This window comes from Deltaproteobacteria bacterium (genome assembly GCA_016183235.1).
GTDB lineage: Bacteria > UBA10199 > UBA10199 > DSSB01 > JACPFA01 > JACPFA01.
The window spans coordinates 22,814-48,414 of sequence record JACPFA010000025.1; the positions used below are offsets into that span (position 1 = coordinate 22,814).

General features: G+C 44.7%; 28 protein-coding genes and 1 tRNA gene. 16 read left to right on the plus strand and 13 right to left on the minus strand.

From position 1 onward, the window contains the following. Positions 1-218 precede the first annotated feature (218 nt). The 6 genes from HYU97_05635 to HYU97_05660 all read left to right on the plus strand — a co-directional run bounded on the left by HYU97_05635 (position 219) and on the right by HYU97_05660 (position 5,999). Positions 219-2,162, plus strand: a complete 1,944-nt coding sequence (locus tag HYU97_05635; protein ID MBI2336223.1) for a hypothetical protein — start codon at positions 219-221, stop codon at positions 2,160-2,162. A gap of 93 nt (positions 2,163-2,255) precedes the next feature. Further along, the gene (gene icd / locus HYU97_05640) at positions 2,256-3,521 is read left to right on the plus strand and encodes an NADP-dependent isocitrate dehydrogenase (protein MBI2336224.1); all 1,266 of its coding nucleotides are present in this window, start codon (positions 2,256-2,258) and stop codon (positions 3,519-3,521) included. Between the two features lie 158 nt (positions 3,522-3,679). Further along, on the plus strand, positions 3,680-4,606 hold the full coding sequence (gene mdh, locus HYU97_05645; protein MBI2336225.1) for a malate dehydrogenase: 927 nt from the start codon (positions 3,680-3,682) through the stop codon (positions 4,604-4,606). A 305-nt stretch (positions 4,607-4,911) separates the two neighbouring features. Further along, on the plus strand, positions 4,912-5,178 hold the full coding sequence (locus HYU97_05650) for a type II toxin-antitoxin system Phd/YefM family antitoxin (GenBank protein MBI2336226.1): 267 nt from the start codon (positions 4,912-4,914) through the stop codon (positions 5,176-5,178). Beyond that, a complete protein-coding gene (locus HYU97_05655; GenBank protein ID MBI2336227.1) occupies positions 5,175-5,582 on the plus strand; it encodes a type II toxin-antitoxin system VapC family toxin in 408 nt (135 codons plus the stop codon). Before HYU97_05650 ends, HYU97_05655 begins: the two co-directional genes overlap by 4 nt. 3 nt (positions 5,583-5,585) lie before the next feature. Beyond that, positions 5,586-5,999, plus strand: a complete 414-nt coding sequence (locus HYU97_05660; GenBank protein ID MBI2336228.1) for a hotdog fold thioesterase — start codon at positions 5,586-5,588, stop codon at positions 5,997-5,999. Positions 6,000-6,019: 20 nt separating this feature from the next. On the opposite strand, the gene HYU97_05665 is transcribed toward HYU97_05660, so the two are convergent. Continuing rightward, a complete protein-coding gene (locus HYU97_05665) occupies positions 6,020-7,186 on the minus strand; it encodes an ATP-binding protein (protein MBI2336229.1) in 1,167 nt (388 codons plus the stop codon). 134 nt (positions 7,187-7,320) lie between these two features. Here HYU97_05665 and sucC point away from each other — a divergent pair, with 134 nt between their 5' ends. From sucC to ndk, 3 genes are all read left to right on the plus strand, one after another. Continuing rightward, positions 7,321-8,478, plus strand: a complete 1,158-nt coding sequence (gene sucC / locus HYU97_05670) for an ADP-forming succinate--CoA ligase subunit beta (GenBank protein ID MBI2336230.1) — start codon at positions 7,321-7,323, stop codon at positions 8,476-8,478. A gap of 78 nt (positions 8,479-8,556) precedes the next feature. Beyond that, positions 8,557-9,432: a succinate--CoA ligase subunit alpha gene (gene sucD / locus HYU97_05675; protein ID MBI2336231.1), complete on the plus strand. Its 876-nt coding sequence runs from the start codon at positions 8,557-8,559 to the stop codon at positions 9,430-9,432. A gap of 104 nt (positions 9,433-9,536) precedes the next feature. Next, the gene (gene ndk, locus HYU97_05680) at positions 9,537-9,956 is read left to right on the plus strand and encodes a nucleoside-diphosphate kinase (GenBank protein ID MBI2336232.1); all 420 of its coding nucleotides are present in this window, start codon (positions 9,537-9,539) and stop codon (positions 9,954-9,956) included. Positions 9,957-10,018: 62 nt separating this feature from the next. On the opposite strand, the gene HYU97_05685 is transcribed toward ndk, so the two are convergent. Then, positions 10,019-11,401, minus strand: a complete 1,383-nt coding sequence (locus tag HYU97_05685) for a hypothetical protein (protein MBI2336233.1) — start codon at positions 11,399-11,401, stop codon at positions 10,019-10,021. 284 nt (positions 11,402-11,685) lie between these two features. Here HYU97_05685 and HYU97_05690 point away from each other — a divergent pair, with 284 nt between their 5' ends. The 5 genes from HYU97_05690 to HYU97_05710 all read left to right on the plus strand — a co-directional run bounded on the left by HYU97_05690 (position 11,686) and on the right by HYU97_05710 (position 14,009). Continuing rightward, on the plus strand, positions 11,686-11,985 hold the full coding sequence (locus tag HYU97_05690; protein MBI2336234.1) for a hypothetical protein: 300 nt from the start codon (positions 11,686-11,688) through the stop codon (positions 11,983-11,985). Further along, a complete protein-coding gene (locus HYU97_05695) occupies positions 11,982-12,269 on the plus strand; it encodes a hypothetical protein (protein MBI2336235.1) in 288 nt (95 codons plus the stop codon). Before HYU97_05690 ends, HYU97_05695 begins: the two co-directional genes overlap by 4 nt. A gap of 105 nt (positions 12,270-12,374) precedes the next feature. After that, a tRNA-Gly gene (locus tag HYU97_05700) sits at positions 12,375-12,447 on the plus strand. Between the two features lie 69 nt (positions 12,448-12,516). Continuing rightward, positions 12,517-13,491, plus strand: a complete 975-nt coding sequence (locus HYU97_05705; GenBank protein ID MBI2336236.1) for an acyltransferase — start codon at positions 12,517-12,519, stop codon at positions 13,489-13,491. 53 nt (positions 13,492-13,544) lie between these two features. Then, complete coding sequence (locus HYU97_05710) at positions 13,545-14,009, plus strand: hypothetical protein (protein ID MBI2336237.1); 465 nt, start codon at positions 13,545-13,547, stop codon at positions 14,007-14,009. Positions 14,010-14,135: 126 nt separating this feature from the next. On the opposite strand, the gene HYU97_05715 is transcribed toward HYU97_05710, so the two are convergent. The 9 genes from HYU97_05715 to HYU97_05755 all read right to left on the minus strand — a co-directional run bounded on the left by HYU97_05715 (position 14,136) and on the right by HYU97_05755 (position 21,604). Beyond that, the gene (locus HYU97_05715; protein MBI2336238.1) at positions 14,136-14,453 is read right to left on the minus strand and encodes an SUF system Fe-S cluster assembly protein; all 318 of its coding nucleotides are present in this window, start codon (positions 14,451-14,453) and stop codon (positions 14,136-14,138) included. Between the two features lie 106 nt (positions 14,454-14,559). Next, on the minus strand, positions 14,560-15,018 hold the full coding sequence (locus tag HYU97_05720; protein ID MBI2336239.1) for an SUF system NifU family Fe-S cluster assembly protein: 459 nt from the start codon (positions 15,016-15,018) through the stop codon (positions 14,560-14,562). 166 nt (positions 15,019-15,184) lie between these two features. After that, a complete protein-coding gene (locus HYU97_05725; GenBank protein ID MBI2336240.1) occupies positions 15,185-16,405 on the minus strand; it encodes a cysteine desulfurase in 1,221 nt (406 codons plus the stop codon). Next, complete coding sequence (sufD, locus tag HYU97_05730) at positions 16,402-17,493, minus strand: Fe-S cluster assembly protein SufD (GenBank protein ID MBI2336241.1); 1,092 nt, start codon at positions 17,491-17,493, stop codon at positions 16,402-16,404. The genes HYU97_05725 and sufD overlap by 4 nt, the downstream gene beginning before the upstream one ends. A gap of 10 nt (positions 17,494-17,503) precedes the next feature. Beyond that, a complete protein-coding gene (gene sufC / locus HYU97_05735) occupies positions 17,504-18,253 on the minus strand; it encodes a Fe-S cluster assembly ATPase SufC (protein MBI2336242.1) in 750 nt (249 codons plus the stop codon). A gap of 50 nt (positions 18,254-18,303) precedes the next feature. Further along, complete coding sequence (sufB, locus tag HYU97_05740) at positions 18,304-19,746, minus strand: Fe-S cluster assembly protein SufB (protein MBI2336243.1); 1,443 nt, start codon at positions 19,744-19,746, stop codon at positions 18,304-18,306. Then, positions 19,743-20,150: an Rrf2 family transcriptional regulator gene (locus tag HYU97_05745; protein ID MBI2336244.1), complete on the minus strand. Its 408-nt coding sequence runs from the start codon at positions 20,148-20,150 to the stop codon at positions 19,743-19,745. Before HYU97_05745 ends, sufB begins: the two co-directional genes overlap by 4 nt. Before the next feature lie 346 nt (positions 20,151-20,496). Beyond that, positions 20,497-21,105, minus strand: a complete 609-nt coding sequence (locus HYU97_05750; GenBank protein ID MBI2336245.1) for a rhomboid family intramembrane serine protease — start codon at positions 21,103-21,105, stop codon at positions 20,497-20,499. A gap of 13 nt (positions 21,106-21,118) precedes the next feature. Then, positions 21,119-21,604: a hypothetical protein gene (locus HYU97_05755; protein MBI2336246.1), complete on the minus strand. Its 486-nt coding sequence runs from the start codon at positions 21,602-21,604 to the stop codon at positions 21,119-21,121. A 127-nt stretch (positions 21,605-21,731) separates the two neighbouring features. On the opposite strand from HYU97_05755, the gene HYU97_05760 reads away from it, so the two are divergent. Further along, positions 21,732-21,944: a type II toxin-antitoxin system VapB family antitoxin gene (locus HYU97_05760; GenBank protein MBI2336247.1), complete on the plus strand. Its 213-nt coding sequence runs from the start codon at positions 21,732-21,734 to the stop codon at positions 21,942-21,944. After that, positions 21,928-22,350: a PIN domain-containing protein gene (locus tag HYU97_05765; GenBank protein MBI2336248.1), complete on the plus strand. Its 423-nt coding sequence runs from the start codon at positions 21,928-21,930 to the stop codon at positions 22,348-22,350. The genes HYU97_05760 and HYU97_05765 overlap by 17 nt, the downstream gene beginning before the upstream one ends. Here HYU97_05765 and HYU97_05770 read toward each other — a convergent pair. Continuing rightward, positions 22,315-23,568 (minus strand): DUF1015 domain-containing protein, encoded by a 1,254-nt coding sequence (locus HYU97_05770; GenBank protein MBI2336249.1) that lies wholly within the window; start codon positions 23,566-23,568, stop codon positions 22,315-22,317. The two genes, HYU97_05765 and HYU97_05770, sit on opposite strands and share 36 nt — an antisense overlap. A 91-nt stretch (positions 23,569-23,659) precedes the next feature. Next, entirely contained in the window at positions 23,660-24,982 is a 1,323-nt protein-coding gene (gene mtaB, locus HYU97_05775; GenBank protein MBI2336250.1) for a tRNA (N(6)-L-threonylcarbamoyladenosine(37)-C(2))-methylthiotransferase MtaB, read from the minus strand. Between the last annotated feature and the right edge of the window lie 619 nt (positions 24,983-25,601).

Genomic DNA, 25,601 nt, shown 5'->3' on the forward strand with positions numbered 1-25,601 from the left:
AGGGTGCAAATCAACCCCTTTAGGGCCAATTTTTTGACGGAGCGTGGTCTTTATTTAATTGGTTATTCATACCTTCCCGTAGCAGTATTAGCCAATATTGTATTTAAAAACAAAGAGTTATTGGAATCACCCAACGATTATCTCACCCCTGGCATAGGATTTGCTTATCTCAAGAGTCAACGGACCTTTGGGTCATTTCATTTGCATAAGGGGGACACATGAAAAGCGGGAAGACATCTTCTTTACTCATCATAGGTGTTATTTTTGTCGTCACATTCGTCACATTTTCAATAGGGGAAGGGCTTGTTTGGGCGCAACGGACGCTCTGTGGGGGCAGACCTTTGATAGATGATAAAAATGCCTGCACGATTGAAAAGTGTATCAATGGCAAGACAAAATCCCTCGCAATATTGGTGCCCGATGATCATAACCCTTGCACCATCGACAAATGTGACCCTAAGACAGGCAAATTTTATCATCCGGTTTTAGTTGACGATGGGAATGCCTGTACCGTGGATAGCTGTCATAAAGTCAAGGGGATTAGCCACGTGTTGGTACCCGTGGATGATGGAATTTCAGCGACTGAAGATAGTTGTGATGCTAAAACAGGAAAGATTACGCATCAATTTGCTCCTTGCACCTTCCTTCCTAATGGCAATCCACAACGTTTTGATCCAATCTCCAATAGTTGTAAACCGGTTAGTCGTAAAATAGTGAGTTTTGGTTCAAACGGGGTTTGTCTATTAGAAACTAATGGTGAAGTTAAATGTGGCTCTACTGTTACGAAATATAGTGTTCCGCAATATCCGGCGATTATCACAAGTATAGACAAAAAATCTTTCAAAAAAGTTGAGGCATTGCCACCTATGGTATCCTTGGATGGTAACACCGGAAAATATGGCAAAGGTCACGTATGTGGTACAAGTTGGGATGGTTATGTCTACTGTTGGGGAGAGAATAAGAATGGGCAACTTGGTAAAACAGGCCTCACGAACGATCTACCATATACCGAAAAAAACGCTTTTGGTATAGAGTATACTGTTACACCCACCACGCGTAGTTTGCCGGCGAAGATTATTGATTTAGATTTACCTATGGGAGCCGTTGATGTTTCTCTGGGGAGCACGGCTAGCTTAGCTCTCATGGCCAATGGTGAGCTAGTTGTGTGGGGCGGGTGGGACGATTATAATGGTGCCGATGCTTTTGGAGTCCATGTTGGGAAAAATCCATCCGGTGTGGGAATGATGCAAGGTTTTGCACAGGCTGTAAATAGCCCCACTTTAAAAGGAGTCATTGCAGCTTCTTTCGCCAATGTCCATGTAACCAACGAATTAACAAAAGCAATCAACCCAAAACCTGATCATGTATTGTGTGTGATATTGAAGGATCATTCTCTAAAATGTTTTGGTACAGCCACTTTCTTTTTAGGTGTAGGCCCTGATAGTAATATGTATGATCCCGTATGGTATAATGTTCTTATCCCCTTTGCTGAGAACGAGGAAGTGAAGTTGGAGGGACCGATTGAATTTGTAAATGTGTCTTATGGGCCCTTGTCTTATTTTGCTACTGTAAAAGTGCCTCTTCGAACTCATGTCAGTGTTCTTTCTGGAAATAAAATATATTTCTGGACTCGAGAAGAGGATGGTCAATTCTTAAAGCAGGCTGATCTTAGCCCCTTTGTTGATAGTTCAACAAAATTTTTACAAGTAGAATGTTATAATGATTGTGATCAGCAGGGCTCTTATAATGAGGCCTATTTTCTTGATGGTTTTGGAAATATAGGGACTATTGATATTGCAAAGACATGGGGATTAGAACCCGCTAAGAAAATACGATTTACATTACCAGGTGCCACATGGCTACTAAGTGGGAATTCACTTCTTTGTGCTGTTTCACCCACGGAGCTAAAATGTGAATATGATAAAGAACTAGGGCAAGATCAACCCCAACCCGAAAGCATCCCCGAAAGTAATCTAAGCCCTGCTGGTGATGGTACGGATGATGCTGACGCGACCCCTGGCGAATCGATGGGGGCCTCGGCTGGCATGCCGCCTGGGAGCGAACAGGGGTCACCAGCTGCGTCCGGTAATCCAGGCACACCGCCGGACGGTCCGCCCGATGAACCCGATGAAGAGGGGCAGCCCGATATTCCAGCAAATTAGCCTCGCTGACGACAATCATCCGGATATTTATTGACATCCTGCGTTGGACTTTCATAGTAGGTCCCTTGAAAACATTCATTTCTAGGGAATATTATGGCCGCCTATCAAAAATTAACCCCACCCCAAACCGGAACTAAGATTACCATGGGGGCCTCTGGCAAGCTCCAAGTACCGGATGATCCTATCATTCCCTTTATTGAGGGCGATGGCACCGGTCCCGATATTTGGCGGGCTTCTAAGCGGGTCTTTGATGCGGCCGTTGCCAGGGTTTTTGGGGGGAAAAAGCAAATCGTTTGGTTTGAAATTTATGCGGGTGAAAAGGCCAAGCAATTTTATGGCGACGCTTGCCCGCCCAACTACCTACCTGAAGATACCTTAGTGGCTATTAAAGAATATAATGTTGCAATCAAAGGCCCCCTTACCACGCCCGTGGGCAAAGGCATGCGCAGTATTAATGTGGCCCTGCGGCAAGAGCTTGACCTTTATGTTTGTTTGCGGCCCGTGCGGTATTTTAAGGGAGTGCCCTCGCCGGTTAAACATCCTGATGCCATCGACATGGTGATTTTTAGGGAAAACAGCGAAGACATTTATGCCGGGATTGAGTGGGAAAGGGGTTCCCCCGAAGCTAAGAAACTCATCGATTTTTTACAAAAAGAATTGGGAGTTAAAAAAATTCGTTTTCCCGAAAGCTCAGGTATTGGCATTAAACCTGTGTCCGAGGATGGTACCAAGCGGTTAGTCAGGTCAGCGATTCAATATGCCATCAGTCATCATCGCAAGAGTGTGAGCTTTGTTCACAAAGGTAATATTATGAAATTTACCGAGGGGGCATTCCGCAATTGGGGCTATGAAGTTGCCAAACAAGAGTTTGGCGATCAAACCGTGGCGTGGGAAGATTGTAAAGGGGTGGTGCCTCAAGGCAAAATCCTCATTCAAGATGTGATTGCCGATAATTTTTTACAACAAATTCTCACGCGGCCAAAAGAATATGATGTTATTGCAACGCTTAATCTTAATGGCGATTATATTTCTGATGCCCTAGCGGCTCAGGTAGGTGGCATCGGTATTGCACCGGGTGGCAATATTAATTACCTCACCGGCAGGGCCGTGTTTGAGGCCACTCATGGCACAGCCCCTAAATATACCAATCAAGACAAAGTCAACCCAGGCTCGGTGATTTTATCAGGGGCTATGATGTTTGAATATTTGGGTTGGGAAAAAGTGAGCGAGGCCATTTATCAAGCCTTGGGCAAGACCATCCAAGATAAAACCGTCACCTATGATTTTGCTCGTTTGATGCAAGATGCAAAAGAAGTCAAATGTTCGGAATTTGCTAGCGCGATTATTGAGAATCTTTAAAAACATTTAAATGTCATCCTGAGGTGTGCCCCTTCGCTAATGCTCAGGGTAAACTCCGGATCTTCGTTTTCGGATTGTTAATTGGAAGATTCTTTCCGCCGGAGGCGGACCAGCCTCTGGCTGGCACTAGTTCAGAATGACATCATTTGGAGAAAAATATGCGAAAAAAAATAGCCTTAATTGGCGCAGGAAATATCGGTGGTGAATTAGCCCAAAGAGTGGTGGTGAAACAGCTAGGCGATGTGGTGTTGTTTGACATCGTCGAGGGTGTTCCTCAAGGGAAAGCGCTCGATTTAATGGAAGCACGGCCGGTTGATGCCTCGGATTGTCGAGTTACTGGGACTCAAGATTATAAAGATATTCAAGGCTCCGACGTGGTGATTATCACCGCAGGTCTTGCCCGTAAACCGGGCATGAGCCGTGATGATTTGTTGAACACCAATTTGGGTATCATGAAAAAAGTGGCTGAAGGGGTGAAAGAATATGCATCCAAGGCATTTGTGATTGTGGTTTCTAACCCACTCGATGCCATGGTTTATGCCATGAAAGAATTATCGGGGTTGCCTGCCAATAAAGTTGCAGGCATGGCCGGTGTGCTCGATTCTTCCCGGTTTCGTTTCTTTGTAGCCGATGCTTTAGGTGTGAGCGTGCAAGATGTGACGGCGTTGGTGATGGGTGGCCATGGCGATGACATGGTACCTATTATTCGTTTTTGCACGGTGAATGGAATTCCGCTAACCGATCTTATGCCTAAAGATAAAATCGATGCCATTATTAAACGCACTCAATTGGCCGGTGGTGAGATTGTGGGTTTATTAAAAACCGGCAGCGCCTATTTTTCGCCCGCCGCGAGTGCGATTGCCATGGCCGAGAGTTATTTGAAAGATCAAAAGCGAGTGCTGGCTTGTGCGGCCTATTTGAACGGCGAATATGGCATTAAAGGTTATTACATGGGTGTGCCCGTGGTCATTGGGGCAGGCGGTGTCGAAAAAGTAATCGAAGCCAAATTGCAACCAGAGGAGCAAGAAGCATTAAAGACCAGCTTTGGGCACGTTAAAGCCCTCGTTGATGCGATTAAGCTTTAGATTTTGTAATGCTTCAGTTTTGGGTGGAGAGTGCCTAGATTGTTTCGTCAGCCGTGCTTTTCACGGCGACCCTCTGTCATTGCGAGGCCAGCCAGCCGAAGCAATCTCTTCTGTTTAACCGGTGAGATTGCTTCGCCCGTTGGGCTCGCAATGACAGAAAGTCCATACCAGCTAGCCCCATGAGGGTCGCCGCGAGAAACGCGTCTGACGAAATAACCCGAGCGCTCTCCCTACAAGACTGAAGCATTACTAGATTTTCCCTTTAATCCTTGAAATATGACAGTTAATATGTCATGCTTGGTGTCATGGAAAGAACTAATGCGCTTAAAATGCGGCAAAATTTAGGTAAAGTCTTAAAAAGATTACGCTTAATTGGGAAACCCATTTTGGTAGAACAAAATCGTAAACCCGTGGCTGCGCTGATTAGCCTCGAGGACTATCAAAAAAGATTTGTGGATATAGAAGCTGACCAAAAACGAGAGGCCCTTGTCCAAGAAATTAAAAGGGCTAAACTTCAATTACCTTCGGGGAAATCTTCCCTTGATTTAATCCGGGAGTTAAGAGGGTCATGATTTCCATTATTGATGCTTCTGTGGCTATCAAATGGTTTGTTGAAGACGAAATTAATAAAAATAAATCTTTAAAGATTTTAGATGAAATAAAATCTTCACCCACTGATTTTGCCGTACCAGAACTTTTTTTCAATGAAATGCTAGCTGTTTTTTGTCGCCTCGTTGATGAGGCGAAGAAAATCCAAACCTATCTTGAGGTGCTAGAAAATTTAGGTTGGGCAAGACTCGACAATGGCCATGAGACCTTAAAAAAAGCCGCTGAGTTAGCCAAAAAATATAAAATTACCGGTTACGATGCTATCTATGTGGCTAATGCTTATTTAGTCAAAGGCCGCTGGATTACCGCCGATCAAGAAGCGCACAAAAAGATTGCTTCTTTGAGCATATCAAAGATATTAGGTTAAGTTATGTCGGTCAATATCAAACAACTAGAAGCTTTGTGTAAAAATACTTTAGGCACGACCTTAGGGATGGAAATCCTCGAGGCCGAGATGGGCAAGGTCGTTGTGACCATGCCGGTGGGGCCTAAGGTGCATCAGCCCTTTGGGATTTTACATGGGGGTGCCTCGGTGGCCTTGGCCGAAAGTGCAGCAAGCTTGGGTGCATGCTTGAGTTTAGATTTAGAAAAGCAGCGAGCCGTAGGGATTGAAATCAATGCCAATCACATCAAATCCAAGCAAGACGGTACTTTGAAAGCAACAGCCGTGCCCGTGCATTTGGGTAAATCCACTCAAGTGTGGGAAATTAAAATCGTTGATGAAAAAGGCACGCTGATTTGCATTTCTCGCTGCACCTTGGCGGTTATTTCCACCGAAAAATAAATTTTGCCCTGAACGAAAGCTTACATAAAAAGGCTTAAAAATTTTTCAACATTGATGATGCGAATTCCTGAAGGAAGATCAACTTTGTCGATGTTTTTTAAGGTTAATTGAATAGCCTTAGCTTTAGGAAAGAGACGATGCATTTTGATGAGAGCGGGTGAAAGCGCTAGATCATTGGATTTGCATTCTACCAGCATCCAAGGTTCTCCTTTTTTCGTGATGCAGAAATCAATTTCTAATTTATCTAGGGTGCGGATGTAATACAAATCGTAGGTCCCTACAGCACAGTCGGTCCAAAAATGGCATGCTTTTAAGAGGTGGAGCGCAACAACATTTTCTAGTTTTGCCCCATCCGATTTGATGTCTATCCAATCATAGAGATAATACTTTGATTCTTTGACAAGGCTACGGGCAATTTTTTTATGATAGGGGGGTATTTGAAAACAGATATACAAGTTTTTTAAGATTTCGATCCAATCCCTTAAGACTGAATATGAAATTTGCAAGTCTTCCCGCAAACTATTGATAGACAACGGGCTGCCAATTTTTTCTGGTAAAATTTCAATCAGGATACGCATTAATTGTAGTTCGCGAATGTTTTTAAAATCGCGAATATCTTCTCGGAGGAGCCGTTCTTTGCGTAAGCGAGACCAACGTTCGGCTTGCCCTGCATTGCTCTGTAACAGAGGGTCAGGAAAACCTGTAAGTTGTAACAGATCTTTTAAAGGGTAATTGATTTTATTAGGCTCTAAGTTTTCTGGATTCATAGTAGGGGTGGCTGTTTCGCTAACGGTAAAAGGATATAAGCGATAGGGATAATAACGACCCAATAGACTATCACCACCTTTTTGATACAGATCAAGCCTTGCCGAACCGGTAATAATAAAATTAAATTTATCTTTGTGCTTGTCATACATCCCTTTAAGGGTTTTCTTCCAAAAACGATATTTGTGGATTTCATCGATGACCACAGGCCCGGGGTGGGCAGGGTTGAGGGCTGATTCGGGGTTTTTGACCCATGCCTTGGCAAAGGCAGCATCATCCCAGTTAAAATAATTTTCTGAATTCGTCAGTAATTCTTGCGCCAGGCTTGTTTTGCCTACCTGTCTGGGCCCCGAGATAAAGGCCATTTTTTGGCTGGTTAAGGCATCTTGTTGAATAGGGCTGGTTAAATAGCGATGAAGCACATTTGATAATTTATCGGAATAACGATAAATTATCAAGATAATTTATCGGAATAACGATAAATTATCGAATACTTCAATGTAAATATATCGAAAGGGTTGACCAACAAAAATCAGCATGCTACGGCAGGTCAGCCATGAAGATTCACGAGTATCAAGGCAAAGAAATTTTTCGGAAATATGGGGTGATGGTACCTGAGGGCAAGGCGGCCTTGAGTGTTGAAGAGGCCTATCAAATCGCTCAAGAGTTGGGTGGGCCTGTGGTCGTGAAGGCGCAAATCCATGCGGGTGGCCGCGGCAAGGGCGGTGGGGTAAAATTAGCTAAAAATGCTGAAGAGGCTAAGAGCCATGCCAATGCCATTTTTGGCATGATGTTAAAGACCCATCAAACAGGCCCTGAGGGGCAAAAAGTTCGTAAGCTGTTGGTCGAACGGGCATCTCGAATCAAAAAAGAATATTATTTAGGCATGGTGCTCGATCGGGCCACTTCGCGGGTAACGTTTATGTTTAGCACCGAAGGTGGGATGGATATTGAAGAGGTTGCGGCAACACACCTTGAGAAAATTTTAAAAGAGGTGGTGGATCCGGCTGTGGGTTTTGTGGCCTATCAAGGCCGTAAGCTCACCTATGGTTTGGGAATCGAAGCGAGTATTGCTAATCAAATTGTTAAAATGATGGATAAACTCTACCAAGTTTTTTTGGCAACCGATGCGAGTTTAGTAGAAATCAATCCCTTGATTGAAACCGAAGATGGCCAAGTCTTGGCCCTTGATGCCAAGATTAATTTTGATGACAATGCCTTATACCGTCACCCCGATATCGAAACTTATCGAGATTTAGACGAAGAAAATCCTCAAGAGACTGAGGCTAAAAAATACGATTTAAGTTTTATTAGTCTCCATGGCAACATCGGTTGTATGGTCAATGGGGCAGGGTTAGCCATGGCCACCATGGATATTATTAAGCTACATGGCGGCGAACCCGCTAACTTCTTGGATGTGGGGGGAGGGGCCACCGCTGACAGGGTCACGGCTGCCTTTAAAATTATTTTACAAGATCCCAAGGTCAAAGCGATTTTGGTTAATATTTTTGGTGGCATTATGAAGTGTGATGTCATTGCCACCGGTGTAGTGGCTGCGGCTAAAGAACTTGGTTTGAAAGTCCCCTTGGTGGTGCGTCTTCTGGGGACCAATGTGGATTTGGGGAAGAAGATTTTAGCAGAGTCTGGGTTGCCGATTATTTCGGCGGATACGATGAGTGAAGCTGCAGAAAAAGTAGTGAAAGCTATTGCTTAATATGAAAAGGAAGATTGCCACCCCGGCTCGGGGGCCGGGGCAGGCTTGGGGCTCGGCTCGCAATGACAGATTTATATTATGAGCGTACTGGTTAATAAAAATACTCGTGTTGTAACCCAAGGCATTACCGGGAGTACGGGCCAATTTCATACTCGGGCGTGCAAAGAATATGGCACTCAAATGGTGGCAGGCGTTACCCCTGGTAAAGGCGGCCAAAATTTTGAAGGCATTCCCATTTTTAATTCGGTCATTGAGGCCAAAGAAAAAACTGGGGCCAATGTCTCGGTGATTTATGTGCCGCCGCCTTTTTCAGCCGATGCCATTATGGAAGCTGTTGATGCCGATTTAGATTTAGTGATTTGTATTACTGAAGGCATTCCGGTTTTAGACATGGTGAAGGTTAAGCGCTTTATGCAAGACAAGCGCACTCGGTTAGTGGGGCCTAATTGCCCAGGGGTGATTACGCCTGGGGAATGCAAGATTGGCATTATGCCAGGGGCCATTCATAAACCAGGTAACATTGGAGTGGTGTCGCGCAGTGGGACTTTGACTTATGAAGCAGTTTATCAGCTCACCCAATTGGGCCTAGGGCAATCGACTTGCATTGGTATTGGGGGCGACCCGGTGAATGGCACCAACTTTATTGACTGCTTAAAATTATTTAACGAAGATCCAAAAACTGAGGCCATCGTGATGATTGGGGAAATTGGTGGCAGTGCTGAAGAAGAAGCCGCCCTTTACATTAGGCAGAATGTTAAGAAACCGGTGGTGAGTTTTATTGCGGGGATGACTGCGCCTCCCGGCAAACGCATGGGCCATGCGGGTGCTATCATTTCGGGTGGGAAGGGCACTGCGAAAGAAAAGATTGCCGCGTTAGAAGCCGCAGGGATTAAAGTAGCCAAGTCGCCGGCAGAAATTGGGAAAACTTTATCAATGTCATTGCGAGGCCAGTAGGCCGAAGCAATCTTCTGTTTTATCTGCAGAATAAAATGGAAGATTCGGAGTTTATCCAGAGCGAAGCGAAGGACCTCTGGGCTCTGAATGACAAAAGGAGCTTTATGTCACTCGAACAAACTCTTTCAATTATCAAACCCGACGGGATTGAAAAAAATATCATTGGTCAAGTCATTACTCGGTTTGAAAAAGCCGGCCTTCGCATTGCAGCTGCTAAAATGATCAAAATGGACAAGGTGCAAGCCGAAGGTTTTTACGACGTGCACCGAGGCAAACCTTTTTTTGATAGTTTGGTTAAATTCATGACCCGTGGGCATATTGTGGTGATGGTATTAGAAGGTGAAAATGCCGTGGCCAAAAATCGTGAAGTGATGGGGGCTACGAATCCCGCCCAGGCTGCACCTGGTACAATTCGCAAAGACTTTGCGACCAACATTGAAGAGAACACCGTGCATGGTTCCGACTCACCCGAAAACGCAGTTAAAGAAATCGCCTATTTTTTTGATAAAAAAGAAATTTTCTAAATAAAAAAGCCGCTAAGGTTTGCCCTTAACGGCTTTTCAAATTTCACTGTATGAACTGATTGTTAAGGGGGGCCGCCTTGGCTAGCAAAAATGGCTTGTTTGGCAGCATTTATTTCGCTGTCACCCCAGCACAAATCAAAGTTGGGATCATCAAAATCATTACAAGATTGTTGCAAGGCTTGCATAGCAAGCATGGCCTCTTGAGTTTGAGTCATGGTTACCTCAATGTCCGCTGTTACACTGCAGGACACATCCGTAAGGTCAACCGCGGGAGCTTCAGGCGAGGTGCTTAGGAATGAGTCGGTTGAAAAGTCTAGGGCACTGACTGTATTCACGATATCCATGATAACGTTGCTGGCATACATAGGCCCATTCGTATCGGTATCATTCCACTCCATACCACCTTCTGCACTCCATGTTTCAGTACCACCACCACCGCTGGTCTTGAAGGCAGCCGTTAAAAATCGGACGTTGCTGAGTTCGGTACCCGTATAAGTAGAGATAATATAAACTTTGTTGGTATTGGTTTGACTTTGTTGAACGTGGGAGTCTTTGGCTTTCAAGCTTAGAGTACCATCGGAAACGGTCATTTGAACGTTGAAGAGGTTCGTGTTGCCATCCCAACTTCCCGAGTTAAGTAAGGTCAGGGTTTTGTCTGCTGTAGGGTCATAGACAAAGGTACCGCCCGAGTTGGCGATTTTCCCACTAAAGCTAATGGTGGCGTTGAATTGATCTTCGTTGTGTTCAGATGTTTGAGTGATCGCCCCGGTTGTTTTGTCTACGGTGACACTTTCTAAGCCACGGGGGTTAGTTTCGCCTTGACTACAGAACCAAACATCAAATTTATATTGATTAGCAACAGAGTTAGTCCCATAGACTTTGAAATAGATATCTTGGGAACCTCCTTGTCCACCCTCTGTTACCCCGGCTACTTTAATGTGGCGGTCATCTGCTTGTTGGTCAAAAATTGTGAGGGGGTCATCCAAGGTTCCGCTGGATAAGGTGAAAATCCCGGTGGAGGGTGCTCCCTGCATCATACATAAGGTCATGCCCATGTTGCTGATTAAAGCAAAGGTCTGGCCGGCCCCTTGTATGGTTTGGCATTTACCTTCGCCTACCCAAAACTCATTCTGATCGGCTTCACTCACTGAGCCAGATTGGGCAGCCACACTGGCTAAAAACCCATCTTCGAAGAAGTGAGGCTCAGGGGTTAAAGCTGTAAAGAGGGCAGGTGTGCCACTGACCGCGGTGGCGATATCAGCCGAGACTGAAGAAGACCCCGAACTGGTGGCAACCATGGTCGAGTTATCCGGCAAGTCACTCAAACTGTTGAGGCTTGATAAATCGCTGTCAGAGCTGCTGCTACTTCCGCCGCCACAGGCGACCATCAGTGTTGAAATAAAAAATAGAAATAATGATAAACCGCTGTGAATGAACCGTTTCATTGCAGACCCCCCATTAAAGATAGGATTATTTTGACCTGTCTCTAGGTAGGTGCAATTTCGGGGCCAAAAATGAAATGATTGAAATCATTAAGGAATTAGGGAATACGTTCTGAGTCAAGGGGTGGTTTTTTACTCAGGTTCTAATCTAACTTACTAAAATAATTCATTTTTTCAATTTTAACCCCCTGTGTAAAAAAGAACCCATTCCACCATGGGGCGAGATAAGTGGGAATTTCCCACTTGATAAATTTCCCTATTAGGGTAATATCCAACTAAGGTGAAGTATGAATTTACTGGGACAGAGTGATTTTAGGGAAGTTGCCGAAGTAAAAGCGGATTCTAAAAATAGGATTTCTTTAGGCCGCAAGGTGCGATCTACTTCAAAGCACTATCGAGTTTATCAAGATTTTTCGACGGGGAAAATTCTTTTAGAACCATTGATTGTTGTTCCTCTTTCAGAGCCTTGGCTTGAAACCCATCCCAAGGCAAAGGCATCCGTTGAGCGCGGCCTTGCTCAGGCTAAAGCAGGGCGATTGGTCAAGGCTAAAGAAGATTTTTCAAAATATCTTAGTGATTCCGAATGACCTTTAACATTCATTTTACCCGTGAGGCCGCTGGTCAATATCAGCATCTCCCTAAAATCAAGATTAAAAAAGTGAAAAGAGTTTTGGGGTATCTCCAAACCAATCCACGCCACCCTTCGTTAAACACCCATGTCTACCATGGGTATGAGAATCCATTCGATTCAAGGGGTTCTGTGTTTGAGGCCTACGTTGAAAATGAAACGCCGGGTGCTCACCGTATGTTTTGGTGTTATGGTCCAAAACGAGGTGACATAACTATCATCGCTATTATCCCTCATCCATAACATCTTTAATATTTTAATATTTTGATTGAATAAAATAGAGTAATAGGAATAGCTTCCGCCGGAGGCAGACCAGCCTCCGGCTGGCAGTTGGTACAGAACATTCAAGCGGGAATAGCTCAGTTGGTAGAGCATCAGCTTCCCAAGCTGAGGGTCGCGGGTTCGAACCCCGTTTCCCGCTCATCACCTCTCATAATTGATCCAATACTGTGGTTGAACCAATATGACTTCGAACCCCGTTTTTTGTTCCATGAGACCACAGGGCAGTCGCCTTAGTATTTTAAGCCCTTATCTTAAAGCTATTGCCGCGATCGGCATTCTTTATTACCACTATTTTCGGGCAAGTTTTGTGGCCGAACATGGGCAATATCCCGTGGCCATTCAGTGGCAGTGGGTGCATTCTTTTTCGGAGTTGCAGATCAATAGCCCGAGCTGGTTTGAAGGCATCTTGCGCAATTTTGGTTTTTTAGGGGTCACGATATTTTTTGTTTTGAGTGGATGGGGCTTGGGCCATTCTTACTCACAAAAAGGTTATACCCAAATTCCTTACCGAGAATTTTTAAAAAAGCGCCTGTTGCGCATTGCGCCGCTTTATTATTCGGCCATCTTGGTTTCGGTTTTATTTTATTTAATAAAATTTGCCGGGGATTGGTCAAAACAACAAGACGTGCTGGTTTCTTTTTTGATGAAAGCGACTTTTTTGCACACCTTTCACCCCAGGATGATGGCCAATTACAACTCAACCTTGTGGTTTATTGGCACGCTGTTTTTTCTCTACCTCATGTTCCCTTGGCTCTACCAAATGATGAGAAAATGGCCAGGTCTGACTTTGCTGGCCAGCCTGTTGTTAGCAGGAGGGAGTAGTTTAATCATTCTCAAATCACCGCTTAATACTTGGCATCCTTATCTTGCTATGGGTGGCTTTCCTATTACGAAGTTAGGTGAGTTTGCCTTCGGGGTTTTTTTAGCCTTAAGGTTGGCTAAGCAAAGCCCAGCGGTTCAACTGTGGAAAGAACCTAATTTATTGAAGCCTTTAAAATGGATGGGGACTTACAGTTATGGGGTTTTACTCTTTCATCGCCCTTGGATTGAAGATTCAATGGTGTGGTTGAATGCCACAAAGATCCATTCACCTATTCTTCAGGCGACCTTATTTATTGTTGTGGCAGCCTTGCTATTTGGATTTTTAGAAAAAGGCTTTAATGCCCTATGGAATAGGGTTTAATTTACTTATGAAAACGTTTACAATGGGAGTCGTGTATGAAAATGGGAGCATTTATGAAGTTTAAATCGTGTTTATGGGTTCTTTTGTTGATGATGGGGTTGGCCCATTGTTCGCCAAGTGGGGAAACTAATTTATCTGAAACGAAACTCAATAATCAAAATTACAAAATTGCTAATAGTGATGAGCTGGCTCAAGATTTACAGCAGATCAGTTCAAAAGTTTTATCCAACAAACAAATTCAAAATTCATCGGTGAGCGTTTTCCCGGTGACTCAAGGGGCTAAGCCCATATCGGTTGCCTTTCAGGCCGATAAAAAGTTTAAACTCACCTATTCGGATGGATCTTTTTTAGTGGGGCTTTGGGAAATGGAGGGTAATCAATTAAAACTCACTTTTATGGGGATATCGGCCCTGTTTGGGCTTGAATTTCCGACCGAAGAAAGCATTCAACTTTGGATCGAAAAAATTTTGGACGTTGAAGTTGAACCCGTTACGCCTACTAATGGAATAATCCTTTAAATGGGGACCTCTAAAAAGGGCCCAGATGCAAGGCGCCCGCAAAGACGCGACCGGAGCGTATATGGAAATACGTGAGGATCGTGGCTTTGCGGGCAACGCGGCAGATGGGTCGTTTTTAGAGGTCCCCTAATCAAAAATGTTGAGCTGTAGCTTGGCGGCCTCACTCATCCTGTCCTTACTCCAGGGTGGGTCCCACACCGTTTCAACCCGGCAAGCGGTCACTTCAGGAATCGTTTTTACTTTACTTTCTACTTCAGGGGGCAGGCTTTCAGCCACCGGGCACATGGGTGAGGTGAGGGTCATTTGAATTTCAACGGCGCCATTTTCTTGTACCTCGAGGTTGTAAATGAGCCCTAGCTCGTAGATGTCGACGGGGATTTCAGGGTCATAACAAGTTTTTAATACAGTGATTATTTTATTTTTGAGAGCAGTATTGTTGTCCATATCTTCTTCGTCATGCCGGACCTCGATCCGGCATCCACAATTATAGATCCCGGATCCCCGGATCAAGTCCGGGGCAGGCTTGTCCGGGATGACGATACCTCCATTTTTATTCACCTGTTTCTGTTGATACAATTGCGTCCGATCCTTCTAATGCCGATTTCATCGTGTGCCAGGCCAGGCTCGCGCATTTGACCCGAGCGGGGTATTCAGCCACTCCGGAAAATACGGCAAGCTTGCCCATCTTCGATGGATCCGCTAATTCAGTATGGCCCGTTACCATTTTGTGAAAGACCTCAAATAATTGCAAGGCCTCATGCTTGGTTTTGCCCTGCAAGGCATCCGTCATCATAGAGGCGCTCGCTTTTGAAATGGCACACCCTGAACCTAAAAAACTGATCGCATTAATTTTATCTTGGTTGAGTTTCAAATAAACGGTGAGTTGGTCACCACACAAAGGGTTGTTTCCCCGTGCCGTACGATTAGCATCGGCTAATTCATGAAAATGATGTGGGCTTCGATTGTGATCTAAGATCATTTCTTGATAGAGTTCACGTAAATCCGACATAGTTTAGTTCTCATTCCAGTCTATAAAATGTGTCATCCCGAGCTAAGCCTGCCCCGGACTCGATCCGGGGAGGGATCTTCCATTTCATTCAGATAAACAATCCAAAATAGAAGATTCGGAGTTTACCCTGAGCATTAGCGAAGGGGCACGCCTCAGAATGACATTTTTATTCAAACAATTTCTTTACTCTGTATATTCCCTTCACGAGTTGGTCTACCTCTTCTCTCGTATTATAAAAAGCAAACGAAGCCCGTGCCGTCGCGGGTAGCCCCAGGCGCAACATGAGGGGCATGGTACAATGGTGGCCGGTGCGAATGGCAATGCCCGATTGGTCGAGAATGGTGCCAATATCGTGGGGGTGGATGTCTTTTAAAATGAACGAAATCACCCCGACTTTTTCTTTTGCTTGCCCAATGATTTTAAGACCTGGCACCTCTTGTAAAGCATGGGTGGCATAAGCTAAAAGTTCTTTTTCGTAAATCTGAACGGCATTCCAATCTAATGAGTTGAGATAATCAAGGGCAGCGCCAAGCCCGATGGTGCCTGCAATATTGGGAGTGCCGGCTTCAAACTTATAGGGCAAGGTATTGTAAGTAGTTTTTTCAAACGTAACTTCGCGAATCATATCGCCACCGCCTTGATAAGGGGGCATCGTTTCCAAAAATGATTTTTTCCCATACAAAACCCCAATGCCGGTGGGGCCAAAGAGTTTATGCCCTGAAAAGGCAAAAAAATCACAATCCAAGGTTTGCACATTAATTTTCAAATGAGGGATCGATTGTGCACCATCAATGAGTACGGGCACGCCGTGGGCATGGGCCGTTTTAATTATTTCATGAACGGGATTTACGGTGCCAAGGGCATTGGAGACATGGCCAATAGTCAAGAGGCGAGTTTTTGAGTTGATGAGCTTAGGCAATTGCTCAAGCGCCAATTCGCCATCATCTGTGATAGGAAGAACCCGCAAATGGGCGCCCAAGCTTTGAGCTAAAATTTGCCAAGGCACAATGTTGGAGTGATGTTCTAATGTAGAAAGGATGATCTCATCGCCAGATTTGATATTTTTTCGCCCGAAGGTTTGAGCCACTAAATTGATGGCCTCGGTGGTGCCACGCACAAAGATAATTTCTTGCGCCTCTTGCGCGCCAATGAATTGTTGCACTTTTTTGCGAGCTTGTTCATATTTTTCAGTAGCGCGTTCGCTTAAATAATGAACGCCGCGGTGAATGTTGGCATTATCTTCGGCATAATATTGTTGCAGGGTATCAATAACAATCTTGGGTTTTTGGGTGGTGGCGGCGTTATCAAGATACACGAGCCGATTGCCTTTGAATTGTTGTTGTAAAATAGGGAAATCTTGGCGAAGGATTTTTGGCTCAAGTCTCATGCGGCCTCCGCACAAAGGCTCCACTTCGTTAAATGTTCGCTAATGATGGTTTGAATATGATGGCGAACACTGTTCAAGGGGATGGTGGCTAATAAATCACTCGCAAAGGCGTGGATTAACATCTGCTGGGCCAATTTGCGGTGAATGCCACGCGAAGTTAGATAGAATAATTGGGATTCATCCAGCCGCCCAATGGTGGCGCCATGATTGCACTTTACATCGTTGGCAAAGATTTCTAAAATGGGTTCGGTATTAATGAGGGCCTCTTCGGATAAAAGTAAATTTTTGTTAGTTTGACGGGCGCTGGTTTTTTGCGCATGGGGCCTAACGACAATCCGCCCTTTGAAAGTGCCTTGGGCCTGCCCTCCCAAAATCCCTTTATATAATTCCTCGCTGGTGCAGTGAGGTTGAGCGTGATCGATGGTGGTGTGAAAATCCATCCGTTGTTTTTGTTCACCTAAAAAGAGGCCGTTAAGCATGCAACTAGCCCCGGGGGCGGCCAGCGTTGTTTGAAGGTTATTGCAGACCAAGCCACTACCCAAAGCAAAGGCATGCGACCTATATTGGCTGTCTTGGTTTTGTTGAATGCTTACATCGTTGCTATGCTTGGCTAGCCCGCCTTCTTGCTGGATTTGATAGTGGTCGAGGTTGGCCCCCTCTGCTAAAACAATTTTTGTGACCGCATGAGTGGAATAAGCGCCCGGGGTAAGGCTTGAATAATTTTCAATAATAGAGCTTTGTGCATAAGGGCTCATAAAAATAAGATTTTGAGAATGAACATCGATAGGTTGTGAATTGGGAATAGAAACAAAATCTAAAAAGATAGGTTTTTCAATTTGAGTATCTTCGGGAATTAAAACAAAAACCCCATCGCTAGGCTGAGGTGGCAGATTGGGTAGTAACTCAGGGTGTTGTTTCAGCACTGAGCTTATGTGGCTTAAGATGGCCCCTTTGGGTAGGCTTAATGGGGAATGGCCAGCAAAGTGGCCATTAATAAACACAACATGAAAACCTTCTTGCGAATGCAGCAGGTTTTTTAAAACCGCATATTGCTCAACCAAATTTTGTATCCAAGTTTGATCTGACATATTTTAAACCTTAGACGGTTGTTTCTTTGACCCAGCCATAACCTTGCTCTTCAAGTCGTAGCGCCAGTTCTTTGCCCCCCGATTTGACGATGCGGCCTTCTGATAACACGTGCACATAATCGGGTTCGATGTAGTTGAGTAAGCGTTGATAATGGGTGACGAGCAGTATAGCTCGTTCCGAGGTTCGCAAGGTATTGACCCCGCGGGCCACAATTTTTAGCGAATCGATATCTAAGCCAGAATCGGTTTCATCCAGCAGTGCAAGTTTTGGTTCTAAGATGGCCATTTGTAAAATTTCGTTGCGTTTTTTTTCGCCGCCCGAAAAACCCTCGTTGACACTGCGATTTAAAAAACTAGGATCCATGTGCAAGAGGCTCATTTTTTCTTTAACTAGCGTGAGAAAATCCATGGCATCAACTTCGGGGAGGCCTAAAAATTTTCGTTTGGCATTCAGGGCAGTGCGTAAAAAATAAGCGTTGGCAACGCCAGGGATTTCGATGGGATATTGAAAAGCCAGAAAAATGCCACGTTGAGCTCGGGCTTCAGGGGCTAGAGGGGTCAGGTCTTTGCCTTCGAATAAAATTTGCCCTTGAGTGATTTGGTAGAGATCGCGGCCCGCTATAATTTGGGTTAAGGTGCTCTTGCCAGAACCATTAGGGCCCATGATGGCATGCACTTCGCCTGCATTAATTTCGAGGTTAATGCCCTTTAAAATGGCGCGGTCTTCAATTTGTACGTGCAGGTTTTTTAACTGTAGCATAAGTTATCCCTCTAATGGATCCCCGCTTTCGCGAGGATGACACTTTGACTTTATCCAACACTCCCTTCCAAACTAACCCCTAAAAGTTTTTGTGCCTCGACGGCAAATTCCATGGGTAATTCTTTAAACACTTGTTTGCAAAATCCATTAACGATCATATTAACGGCATCTTCTTCGGAGAGGCCGCGTTGTTTGCAGTAAAAGAGTTGATCTTCACCAATTTTAGAGGTGGAGGCTTCGTGCTCCATTTGGGCGGTGCTATTTTTAATTTCAATCGAAGGGAAGGTGTGGGCCCCGCATAGGTCACCCATCAATAAAGAATCACATTGTGAATAATTTCTAGCCCCATGGGCATTTTTCATGATCTTAACCAAACCACGGTAAGTATTTTGCCCATGGCCGGCAGATATACCTTTGGAAACGATAGTGGAGCGGGTATTTTTGCCAATATGAATCATTTTGGTGCCGGTATCGGCTTGTTGGTAATTGTTGGTGACGGCCACCGAATAAAATTCGCCAATAGAATTGTCGCCTAACAAAACGCAACCGGGATATTTCCAAGTGATAGCAGAACCGGTTTCAACTTGAGTCCAAGAAATTTTTGAATTTACCCCCGCACATTTTCCACGCTTGGTGACAAAGTTGTAGATGCCGCCCTTTCCCTGTTTATCGCCTGGGTACCAATTTTGCACGGTTGAATATTTTATTTGAGCATTATCGAGGGCGACCAATTCTACCACTGCGGCATGCAATTGGTTTTCATCGCGTTTGGGCGCCGTGCAGCCCTCTAAATAACTGACATAGCTGTCTGCATCGGCGATGATGAGCGTGCGTTCAAATTGGCCGGTTTGGGCAGCGTTGATACGAAAATAAGTCGAGAGTTCCATGGGGCAACGCACCCCTTTGGGGATGTAACAAAAAGAACCATCGGTAAAAACCGCTGAGTTAAGGGTAGCAAAAAAGTTATCGGTGTAAGGCACCACGGTGCCTAAATATTTTTTGACGAGTTCTGGGTGGTCTTGCACGGCCTCGGAAAACGAGCAGAAAACAATCCCCATCTTTCCTAATTTTTCTTTAAAGCTTGTGCCCACTGATACGCTATCGAACACCGCATCAACCGCAACACCCGTAAGCACCTCTTGTTCAGCCAGAGAAATCCCTAGCTTATTAAAAGTTTCACGGAGCTGCGGGTCGACTTCGTTTAAGCTTTTAGGTTTGGTTTTTTGCGTAGGGGCGGCATAATAATAGATGTCTTGATAATCGATCGGAGGATATTTTACATTTTGCCATGTGGGTTCTTTCATGGTCAGCCAGTGGCGATAGGCTTTCAATCGCCATTCCAACATGAAAGCCGGTTCGTTTTTCTTGGCCGAAATTAAGCGAATAATATCTTCATTTAGACCTTTTGGTGCACGGTCCATTTCAAGTTCGGTGATGAAACCATATTTATAATCTTGGGACGTTAATTCTTTTAATTTAGTTGCCGAAGTCATTTGGTTAAATCCTCCACCGTCATTTGAGAAAGCATGGTTTGAATCTTGTGATTCAGTTTATACAGCGGGCTTTTGATGGTGCAGCCGTCCCATTGCCGACAAGTGATTTTTTCTTCACGAAAACATTCAGCCACTCCCAAGTGTCCTTCAAAGACCCCCAGCATATCGGCTAGCGTAATGTCTTGGGGGCGTTTGGCCAGGATATAGCCGCCTTTTGTCCCATGGACTGCTTTGATGACACCGAGCCCCGCCAATTGCTGCAACACCTTAGCCAAGAGATAATAAGGGACCTCGTAAGCCTCGGCGATTTCTCGGGCGCTGGTGATGTTTGAATCAGCCGATTTTTTGGCCATGTGCAAAATGGCAATCAGGGCATATTCCGTTTTTTTGTTGAAATAGAGCATAGTTATCTGACAAACACGGTCTTATTAATAAAAGGCCACTGTAGGCCCGGCGCTAACTAATTCAAATCAAATGGTTTTTCAAGACTCTTTTTACAATCTATATAAGACTATATTAGTCTTATATAAGTTAGCATTGAGAGGTGAGTGAGTCAACGGTAGTTCCGTAGCCGAAGAATTCGGCCTAAGGGTCTGACCGGAAATAAATGTTCATTTTGGCATCTCATCTTGGGGCCATCTTTGACCGATCTTCAATCGCAAAATCCTCAAAATAGCCCTGCTATTCCTCCGGTTTTGCTCATTCAGATCGGTCAAATCTGACCCCAATCTGAGCGCCAAAAAAGAACATTTATTTCCGGTCAGACCCTAAATGCCCGCTGGTGAGATAGCCCCAAGCCATGCCGGTGGCAAGGCCCAGCCCGTGGGCCATGTTGGCAACGTTACCCATGAGGCCCGTGAGGCAAAGAAAAAACCAGGCGATCATCATGATGACCACTTGGCGATTCAAGACGATATTAAAGTAGGGGTCAAGCTGTCCGCGAATCCACAGAAACCCGAGCAGACCATAAACCACGCCCGACATGCCGCCAAACAAGGGGCCGCTCCATAAAAACTGTGCTATATTTGAAAGAGCGCTGGTTACCAATACCAAGGCAAGCAAGTAAAAAGAACCCATGCGAAATTCAATGATCCCCCCCAAGTCTTTTAGCCAAAGCATATTAAAGATGAGGTGAATAATCCCAAAATGTAAAAACATGGGGGTGAACAACCGCCATACTTGCCCCTGAAAAATTTCGAGTGATTGGGTTTGCATAAAGATGGAAGGCAGATCGGGTTGAATGAAGCTACTGAAAAAGAGCTGATGCACCGGGCCGATCTTACTGCCTAATTGAGAAAAAAGACTAACCGCAATGGATAGGGTGATGAGTGCAATAGTGATGGGTGATTGGCGCATCATGGAATGGGTAAGCTTAATCAAGTTTTCGGGCAAAACTCAAGTCACAAGCGCCATCGGCTGAACTATCGAAGCAGGTGAGCAATAAATCACCGGTTTGAAATTTAACCAGGACAGAATCGGTAGCCAGATCAACTTTGCTTTGAGTGTCGAGGATAAAACCATTACAACCAAGAGTTTCGGACTCAAAGGCGTAATAAGAATCGCCTTTGGAATTTTGTTTGATGGTGCGTTGGCCCGTGAAGCGGTCACCCTTTTTTAAATTAGAATCTTTGGCAGGGTCTTGAATAAGCACCGTGAGATTAAAACCTTCTTGTAGAATGGTAAAGTCGCCCAGCGCAAAACCAGTGCAATTGCTATCGCGGGCCTGATAATCGCCGCTTAAATCGCCCTGAATCATAGATAAATCAGACGAGATATCGGTAAACTCCCCACCACCACAGGCTGGCATGATTAACCAACCCATTAATATTATTAAGTATTTATTCATAAACTTATACATGGATTCCCCTGCTTGACGCCATCTATCTTTTCGGCAAAGTGAGCCTTAAAGTTTCTTCTAGGAACTTCGATTGGCGGCTCCTTGACATTTTTGCTAAGATGTGTAGACTCTACACATAGGAGCCATTATGCCTACCAATCTTGCCATTGATGATTCGTTGCTTAATCGTGCTTTAAAAGTAAGTTCTTTTCGTACAAAACGAGAGACCGTCAATGTCGCCTTGCAAGAATTTATTGAAAGGCGAGAACAAAAAAAAATTCTTCGTTCTCTAGGAACCATCGAATTTCGCAAAAATTGGAATTATAAAAAAGAGCGAAAAGGCCGTGAATATCATCGTTGACACCTCTGTTTGGTCCTTAGTACTAAGAAGAAATCACGTTGATGAACATAATCCTTACGTTATTGCGTTTCGTTCCCATCTTGAAAAAGGGGATTGTTTCTTCTTGCTGGGTAGTATCTTACAAGAACTTTTAGATGGAATAAAGAGCGAACATAGTTTTGAATATCTTGTTAAACTTTTAAAGCCATTTCCGTTGGTTCCTATCAGTCGAGAAACTTATATTTTAGCCGCCCGTTTAAGAAATCAGCTTCGCAAAAAAGGGGTTCAAGCCAGCCCCGTTGACTTTTTAATCTCAGCGGCCTCCATCGAGCATGAATACCCTTTGCTTACAGCCGATCATGATTTTCTACTCATAGCAAAATATTGTTCTTTATCTCTGATTAGCTTTCCACTGGTGAATAAATAGCCCCGAGCGTAATTTAGGTTCAAACCAGGTAGATTTTGGGGGCATGATGAGGCCTTGGTCGGCGATAGCCATCACTTCTTGCATTTGCGAAGGGTAGAGAGAAAAGGCCACTTGAAATTTCTTTGAGTCGACAAGATGCACCAGTTCTTCGGTGCCACGAATCCCACCGACAAAATCAATGCGTTTGGAAGTGCGGGGGTCGTCAATCCCCAAGATGGGCCCTAAAAGATAGTTTTGCAAAACTGCGACATCGAGTAATTCCAATAAATTTTTTTGGGCAGAGACATGCAAGCGAGGTGTCATTACATACCATTTTGTATTTAAATACATGCCATAAGTCTTGGGGGTGGCGGGGCTGGATAGACTCGTGGGTTGAATTTCAAAATGTTCTTTAACTTTATTCAAAAAAACTTCTTCGGTTAGGCCGTTTAGATCTTTCACCACACGGTTATAGGGTAAGATCTTTAATTGGTTATCAGGGAAAATAACCGCTAAGACATAGTGATAGCTTTCAGTTCCTAAAGCATGAGGGTTTTGTTGTAATAATTTTTGGCGTGCGCGTGAACTGGAGGCGGAACGGTGGTGACCATCCGCAATGTAGAGGTTATCGATTTTTGAAAACTGTTGCGTCAAGTTTGCGATGGCTTGCGCGTCATCGATAGCCCAGCCGGTATGGGCAATGCCGTCTTCGGCAGTAAAGTCAAAAATCGGCGAGTGGGCTTGGGCCCAACGTGCAGCTAGCTCATGAATCCCCTGCTCGTCACGGTAAGCTAAAAAAACCGGTTCTGCTTGCGCCGATAGGGTGAGAATATGTTGGGTGCGGTCGTCTTCTTTGTCGGGCCGGGTTTTTTCGTGTTTTTTAATTTTGTTTTGGTCGTAGTCGTCAATCGAGCAAACAGCGACTAAGCCCAATTGCTGATGCTCACCCATTTTTTGTTGATACAAATAAAAGTTGGGGGTGGGATCTTTTTGTAGCCACTTTGCTTTTTCAAATTTTGCTAAATTCTCACGAGCCTTTTGATAAACTTCGTTGGAATAGAGTTCAGTTTGAGGCGGCAAATCAATTTCAGATTTGACGATGTGCAAAAAGCTGTAAGGATTATCGTGCGCAAGCTTGCGCGCTTCGTCGGAGTTGATGACATCATAGGGGAACGACGCTATTTGTTTAGCTAAAAATGATGTGGCTCGTAGAGCCGAGAAAGGTTTGATGGTGACCATGGTACACTGTCATCGCGAGCGAAGCGTGGCGATCTTCTGTTTTAATACTGAAGATTGCTTCCCCCGGATCAAGTCCGGGGTCGCAATGACATTATATTAAACTCCCTCTAAAAATCCCCCCTAATTCTTCGGTTAATTTCACAAGGTGAATTTCTTTTCGCAACTCGCGCTCCGATTGCACCTGCACTCGCAAATAATTCTTGGTGTAACCCGAATAGCGGGGGTGATCATTTTGGTCAAATAGCACAGGCATGCTACACCCCACAAACTTTTTTGCATAATTAGCTTTTTGTTTTTGCATGAGGCTTGCCAAAACTTTGCTGCGATGTTTGATGACCTCGGGGTCAACATGCTGAGGTAATTTAGCAGCAGCTGTGCCAGTTCGATCGCTGTAGCGAAAAACATGCATATAGGTGAAGGGTTGTCGCTCAATAAATTCTAAAGTATTTTGAAAATGTTTTTCGGTTTCGCCCGGAAAGCCAACAATCACATCCGTGCCTAAAGCGGCATTGGGAAGATAATGCTGAAAACGTTCCATGAGCCGTGCGTAATCGGCCAGGCGATATTTGCGGTTCATGGCTTGCAAGAGATCGTCATTGCCGCTTTGCAAAGGGATATGCAAATGCGGGCAGATCGTTTGTGAATCAGCAATGGTTTGGAGCAATTCATCGGTAACGGTGTTGGGTTCAATCGAGCTGATGCGAATTCTTTTAAGGTCAGAAATTTTTTCTAAGCCCTTTAATAAATCTACCAAATAATAAGTTTGATCTTGGGTAATTTGATAAGTGCCAATGTTAATGCCGGTGAGCACAATTTCTTGATAGCCTTGTGCAGCCAGCAACTGGGCTTCGCTTAAAGTATTTTCAAAAGGGCGGGAGCGTGCCTTGCCCCTTGCAAAGGGAATGATGCAGTAAGAGCAGTAATAATCACAACCCTCCTGCACTTTTAAAAACGCCCGGGTGCGATTTGTCGCAGAGATAAAACCGTCCACACTCACTTCATCAAACTCACCGCGATCGTTCACGATGGTAAGCACTTCTTGCGATTCATGATTGGCAAGGGTTTTAAGATGATCGAGGATTCGATATTTTTCATCGGTTCCCAAAATGAGATTCACCCCTTCAATGGCCTTAATTTCCTCAGGTTTAATTTGGGCGTAACAGCCGGTAACCACCACGCGGGCTTGTGGTGAAGTGCGGATGGCTTGGCGAATGGCGGCGCGGCTTTTGCTGTCAGCGTCGTTAGTGACGGTGCAGGTATTAATAATGGTAAGGTCAACCGGTTCGGCAAAATCACGCACCGCGAAGCCGGCTTTTTTAAATTGGTCAGCTAGGGCGTCGGTTTCGGATTGGTTGAGTTTGCAACCCAAGGTTTTAAAACTCACCGTCATGGGTTGGTTGGCACTTCTTAACATAAAGTTTGGGTAGCCAAGGATTTTGCGAAAAACAAGTGGAAATTTGGAATATAATGTCATTCAGAGCACAGCAGGGTTCCATGTCATTGCGAGCGAGCCCCATTGGCGAGCGTGGCAATCTTCCATTTTATTCTTCAATTCATCTGCAAATAGAGCCACGTCTTTTTGAAAAGTAGAGAGGGCCTATCCTTGTTTGCAAACGCGCACCGTTCGCCCTACTGTTCGCCATCTGTCATTGCGAGCCCAGCAGGGCGAAGCAATCTCTTCTGTTTAAGCGATGGGATTGCCGCGCCCGTTGGGCTCGCAATGACAGCATTTGCATTGCCTTCGTGCGGGCTCTCTCCTGGTAATGTTTTCAAACAAGGATAGGCCCTCTCTACTTTTCAAAAAGACTTCTCCGCAAATATTTGAAGAGATATAAAAAGTTTTACTGAGAGGGGCTAGGGGGTAACTTGAGAGCCTTTTAGCGCAGGAGGTCGGCTGTAGGAGGGCTTAAAAATTTTATTGTTTTTTTGAATTAGAGGATGACAGAGGAATACTCTAATTCAATTAAAAACAAAAAATTTTTAAGCCCTCCTTAAGCCGACCGGGCGCGGGCTCTCAAGTTACCCCCTAGCCC

Excerpts from the sequence above, each read along its gene's own strand:
- HYU97_05635 (MBI2336223.1), top strand. The coding sequence starts at position 219 with ATGAAAAGCGGGAAGACATCTTCTTTACTCATCATAGGTGTTATTTTT.
- icd (MBI2336224.1), top strand. The coding sequence starts at position 2,256 with ATGGCCGCCTATCAAAAATTAACCCCACCCCAAACCGGAACTAAGATT.
- mdh (MBI2336225.1), top strand. The coding sequence starts at position 3,680 with ATGCGAAAAAAAATAGCCTTAATTGGCGCAGGAAATATCGGTGGTGAA.
- HYU97_05650 (MBI2336226.1), top strand. The coding sequence starts at position 4,912 with ATGGAAAGAACTAATGCGCTTAAAATGCGGCAAAATTTAGGTAAAGTC.
- HYU97_05655 (MBI2336227.1), top strand. The coding sequence starts at position 5,175 with ATGATTTCCATTATTGATGCTTCTGTGGCTATCAAATGGTTTGTTGAA.
- HYU97_05660 (MBI2336228.1), top strand. The coding sequence starts at position 5,586 with ATGTCGGTCAATATCAAACAACTAGAAGCTTTGTGTAAAAATACTTTA.
- sucC (MBI2336230.1), top strand. The coding sequence starts at position 7,321 with ATGAAGATTCACGAGTATCAAGGCAAAGAAATTTTTCGGAAATATGGG.
- sucD (MBI2336231.1), top strand. The coding sequence starts at position 8,557 with ATGAGCGTACTGGTTAATAAAAATACTCGTGTTGTAACCCAAGGCATT.
- ndk (MBI2336232.1), top strand. The coding sequence starts at position 9,537 with ATGTCACTCGAACAAACTCTTTCAATTATCAAACCCGACGGGATTGAA.
- HYU97_05685 (MBI2336233.1), bottom strand. The coding sequence starts at position 11,401 with ATGAAACGGTTCATTCACAGCGGTTTATCATTATTTCTATTTTTTATT.
- HYU97_05690 (MBI2336234.1), top strand. The coding sequence starts at position 11,686 with ATGAATTTACTGGGACAGAGTGATTTTAGGGAAGTTGCCGAAGTAAAA.
- HYU97_05695 (MBI2336235.1), top strand. The coding sequence starts at position 11,982 with ATGACCTTTAACATTCATTTTACCCGTGAGGCCGCTGGTCAATATCAG.
- HYU97_05705 (MBI2336236.1), top strand. The coding sequence starts at position 12,517 with ATGAGACCACAGGGCAGTCGCCTTAGTATTTTAAGCCCTTATCTTAAA.
- HYU97_05710 (MBI2336237.1), top strand. The coding sequence starts at position 13,545 with ATGAAGTTTAAATCGTGTTTATGGGTTCTTTTGTTGATGATGGGGTTG.
- HYU97_05715 (MBI2336238.1), bottom strand. The coding sequence starts at position 14,453 with ATGGACAACAATACTGCTCTCAAAAATAAAATAATCACTGTATTAAAA.
- HYU97_05720 (MBI2336239.1), bottom strand. The coding sequence starts at position 15,018 with ATGTCGGATTTACGTGAACTCTATCAAGAAATGATCTTAGATCACAAT.
- HYU97_05725 (MBI2336240.1), bottom strand. The coding sequence starts at position 16,405 with ATGAGACTTGAGCCAAAAATCCTTCGCCAAGATTTCCCTATTTTACAA.
- sufD (MBI2336241.1), bottom strand. The coding sequence starts at position 17,493 with ATGTCAGATCAAACTTGGATACAAAATTTGGTTGAGCAATATGCGGTT.
- sufC (MBI2336242.1), bottom strand. The coding sequence starts at position 18,253 with ATGCTACAGTTAAAAAACCTGCACGTACAAATTGAAGACCGCGCCATT.
- sufB (MBI2336243.1), bottom strand. The coding sequence starts at position 19,746 with ATGACTTCGGCAACTAAATTAAAAGAATTAACGTCCCAAGATTATAAA.
- HYU97_05745 (MBI2336244.1), bottom strand. The coding sequence starts at position 20,150 with ATGCTCTATTTCAACAAAAAAACGGAATATGCCCTGATTGCCATTTTG.
- HYU97_05750 (MBI2336245.1), bottom strand. The coding sequence starts at position 21,105 with ATGATGCGCCAATCACCCATCACTATTGCACTCATCACCCTATCCATT.
- HYU97_05755 (MBI2336246.1), bottom strand. The coding sequence starts at position 21,604 with ATGTATAAGTTTATGAATAAATACTTAATAATATTAATGGGTTGGTTA.
- HYU97_05760 (MBI2336247.1), top strand. The coding sequence starts at position 21,732 with ATGCCTACCAATCTTGCCATTGATGATTCGTTGCTTAATCGTGCTTTA.
- HYU97_05770 (MBI2336249.1), bottom strand. The coding sequence starts at position 23,568 with ATGGTCACCATCAAACCTTTCTCGGCTCTACGAGCCACATCATTTTTA.
- mtaB (MBI2336250.1), bottom strand. The coding sequence starts at position 24,982 with ATGTTAAGAAGTGCCAACCAACCCATGACGGTGAGTTTTAAAACCTTG.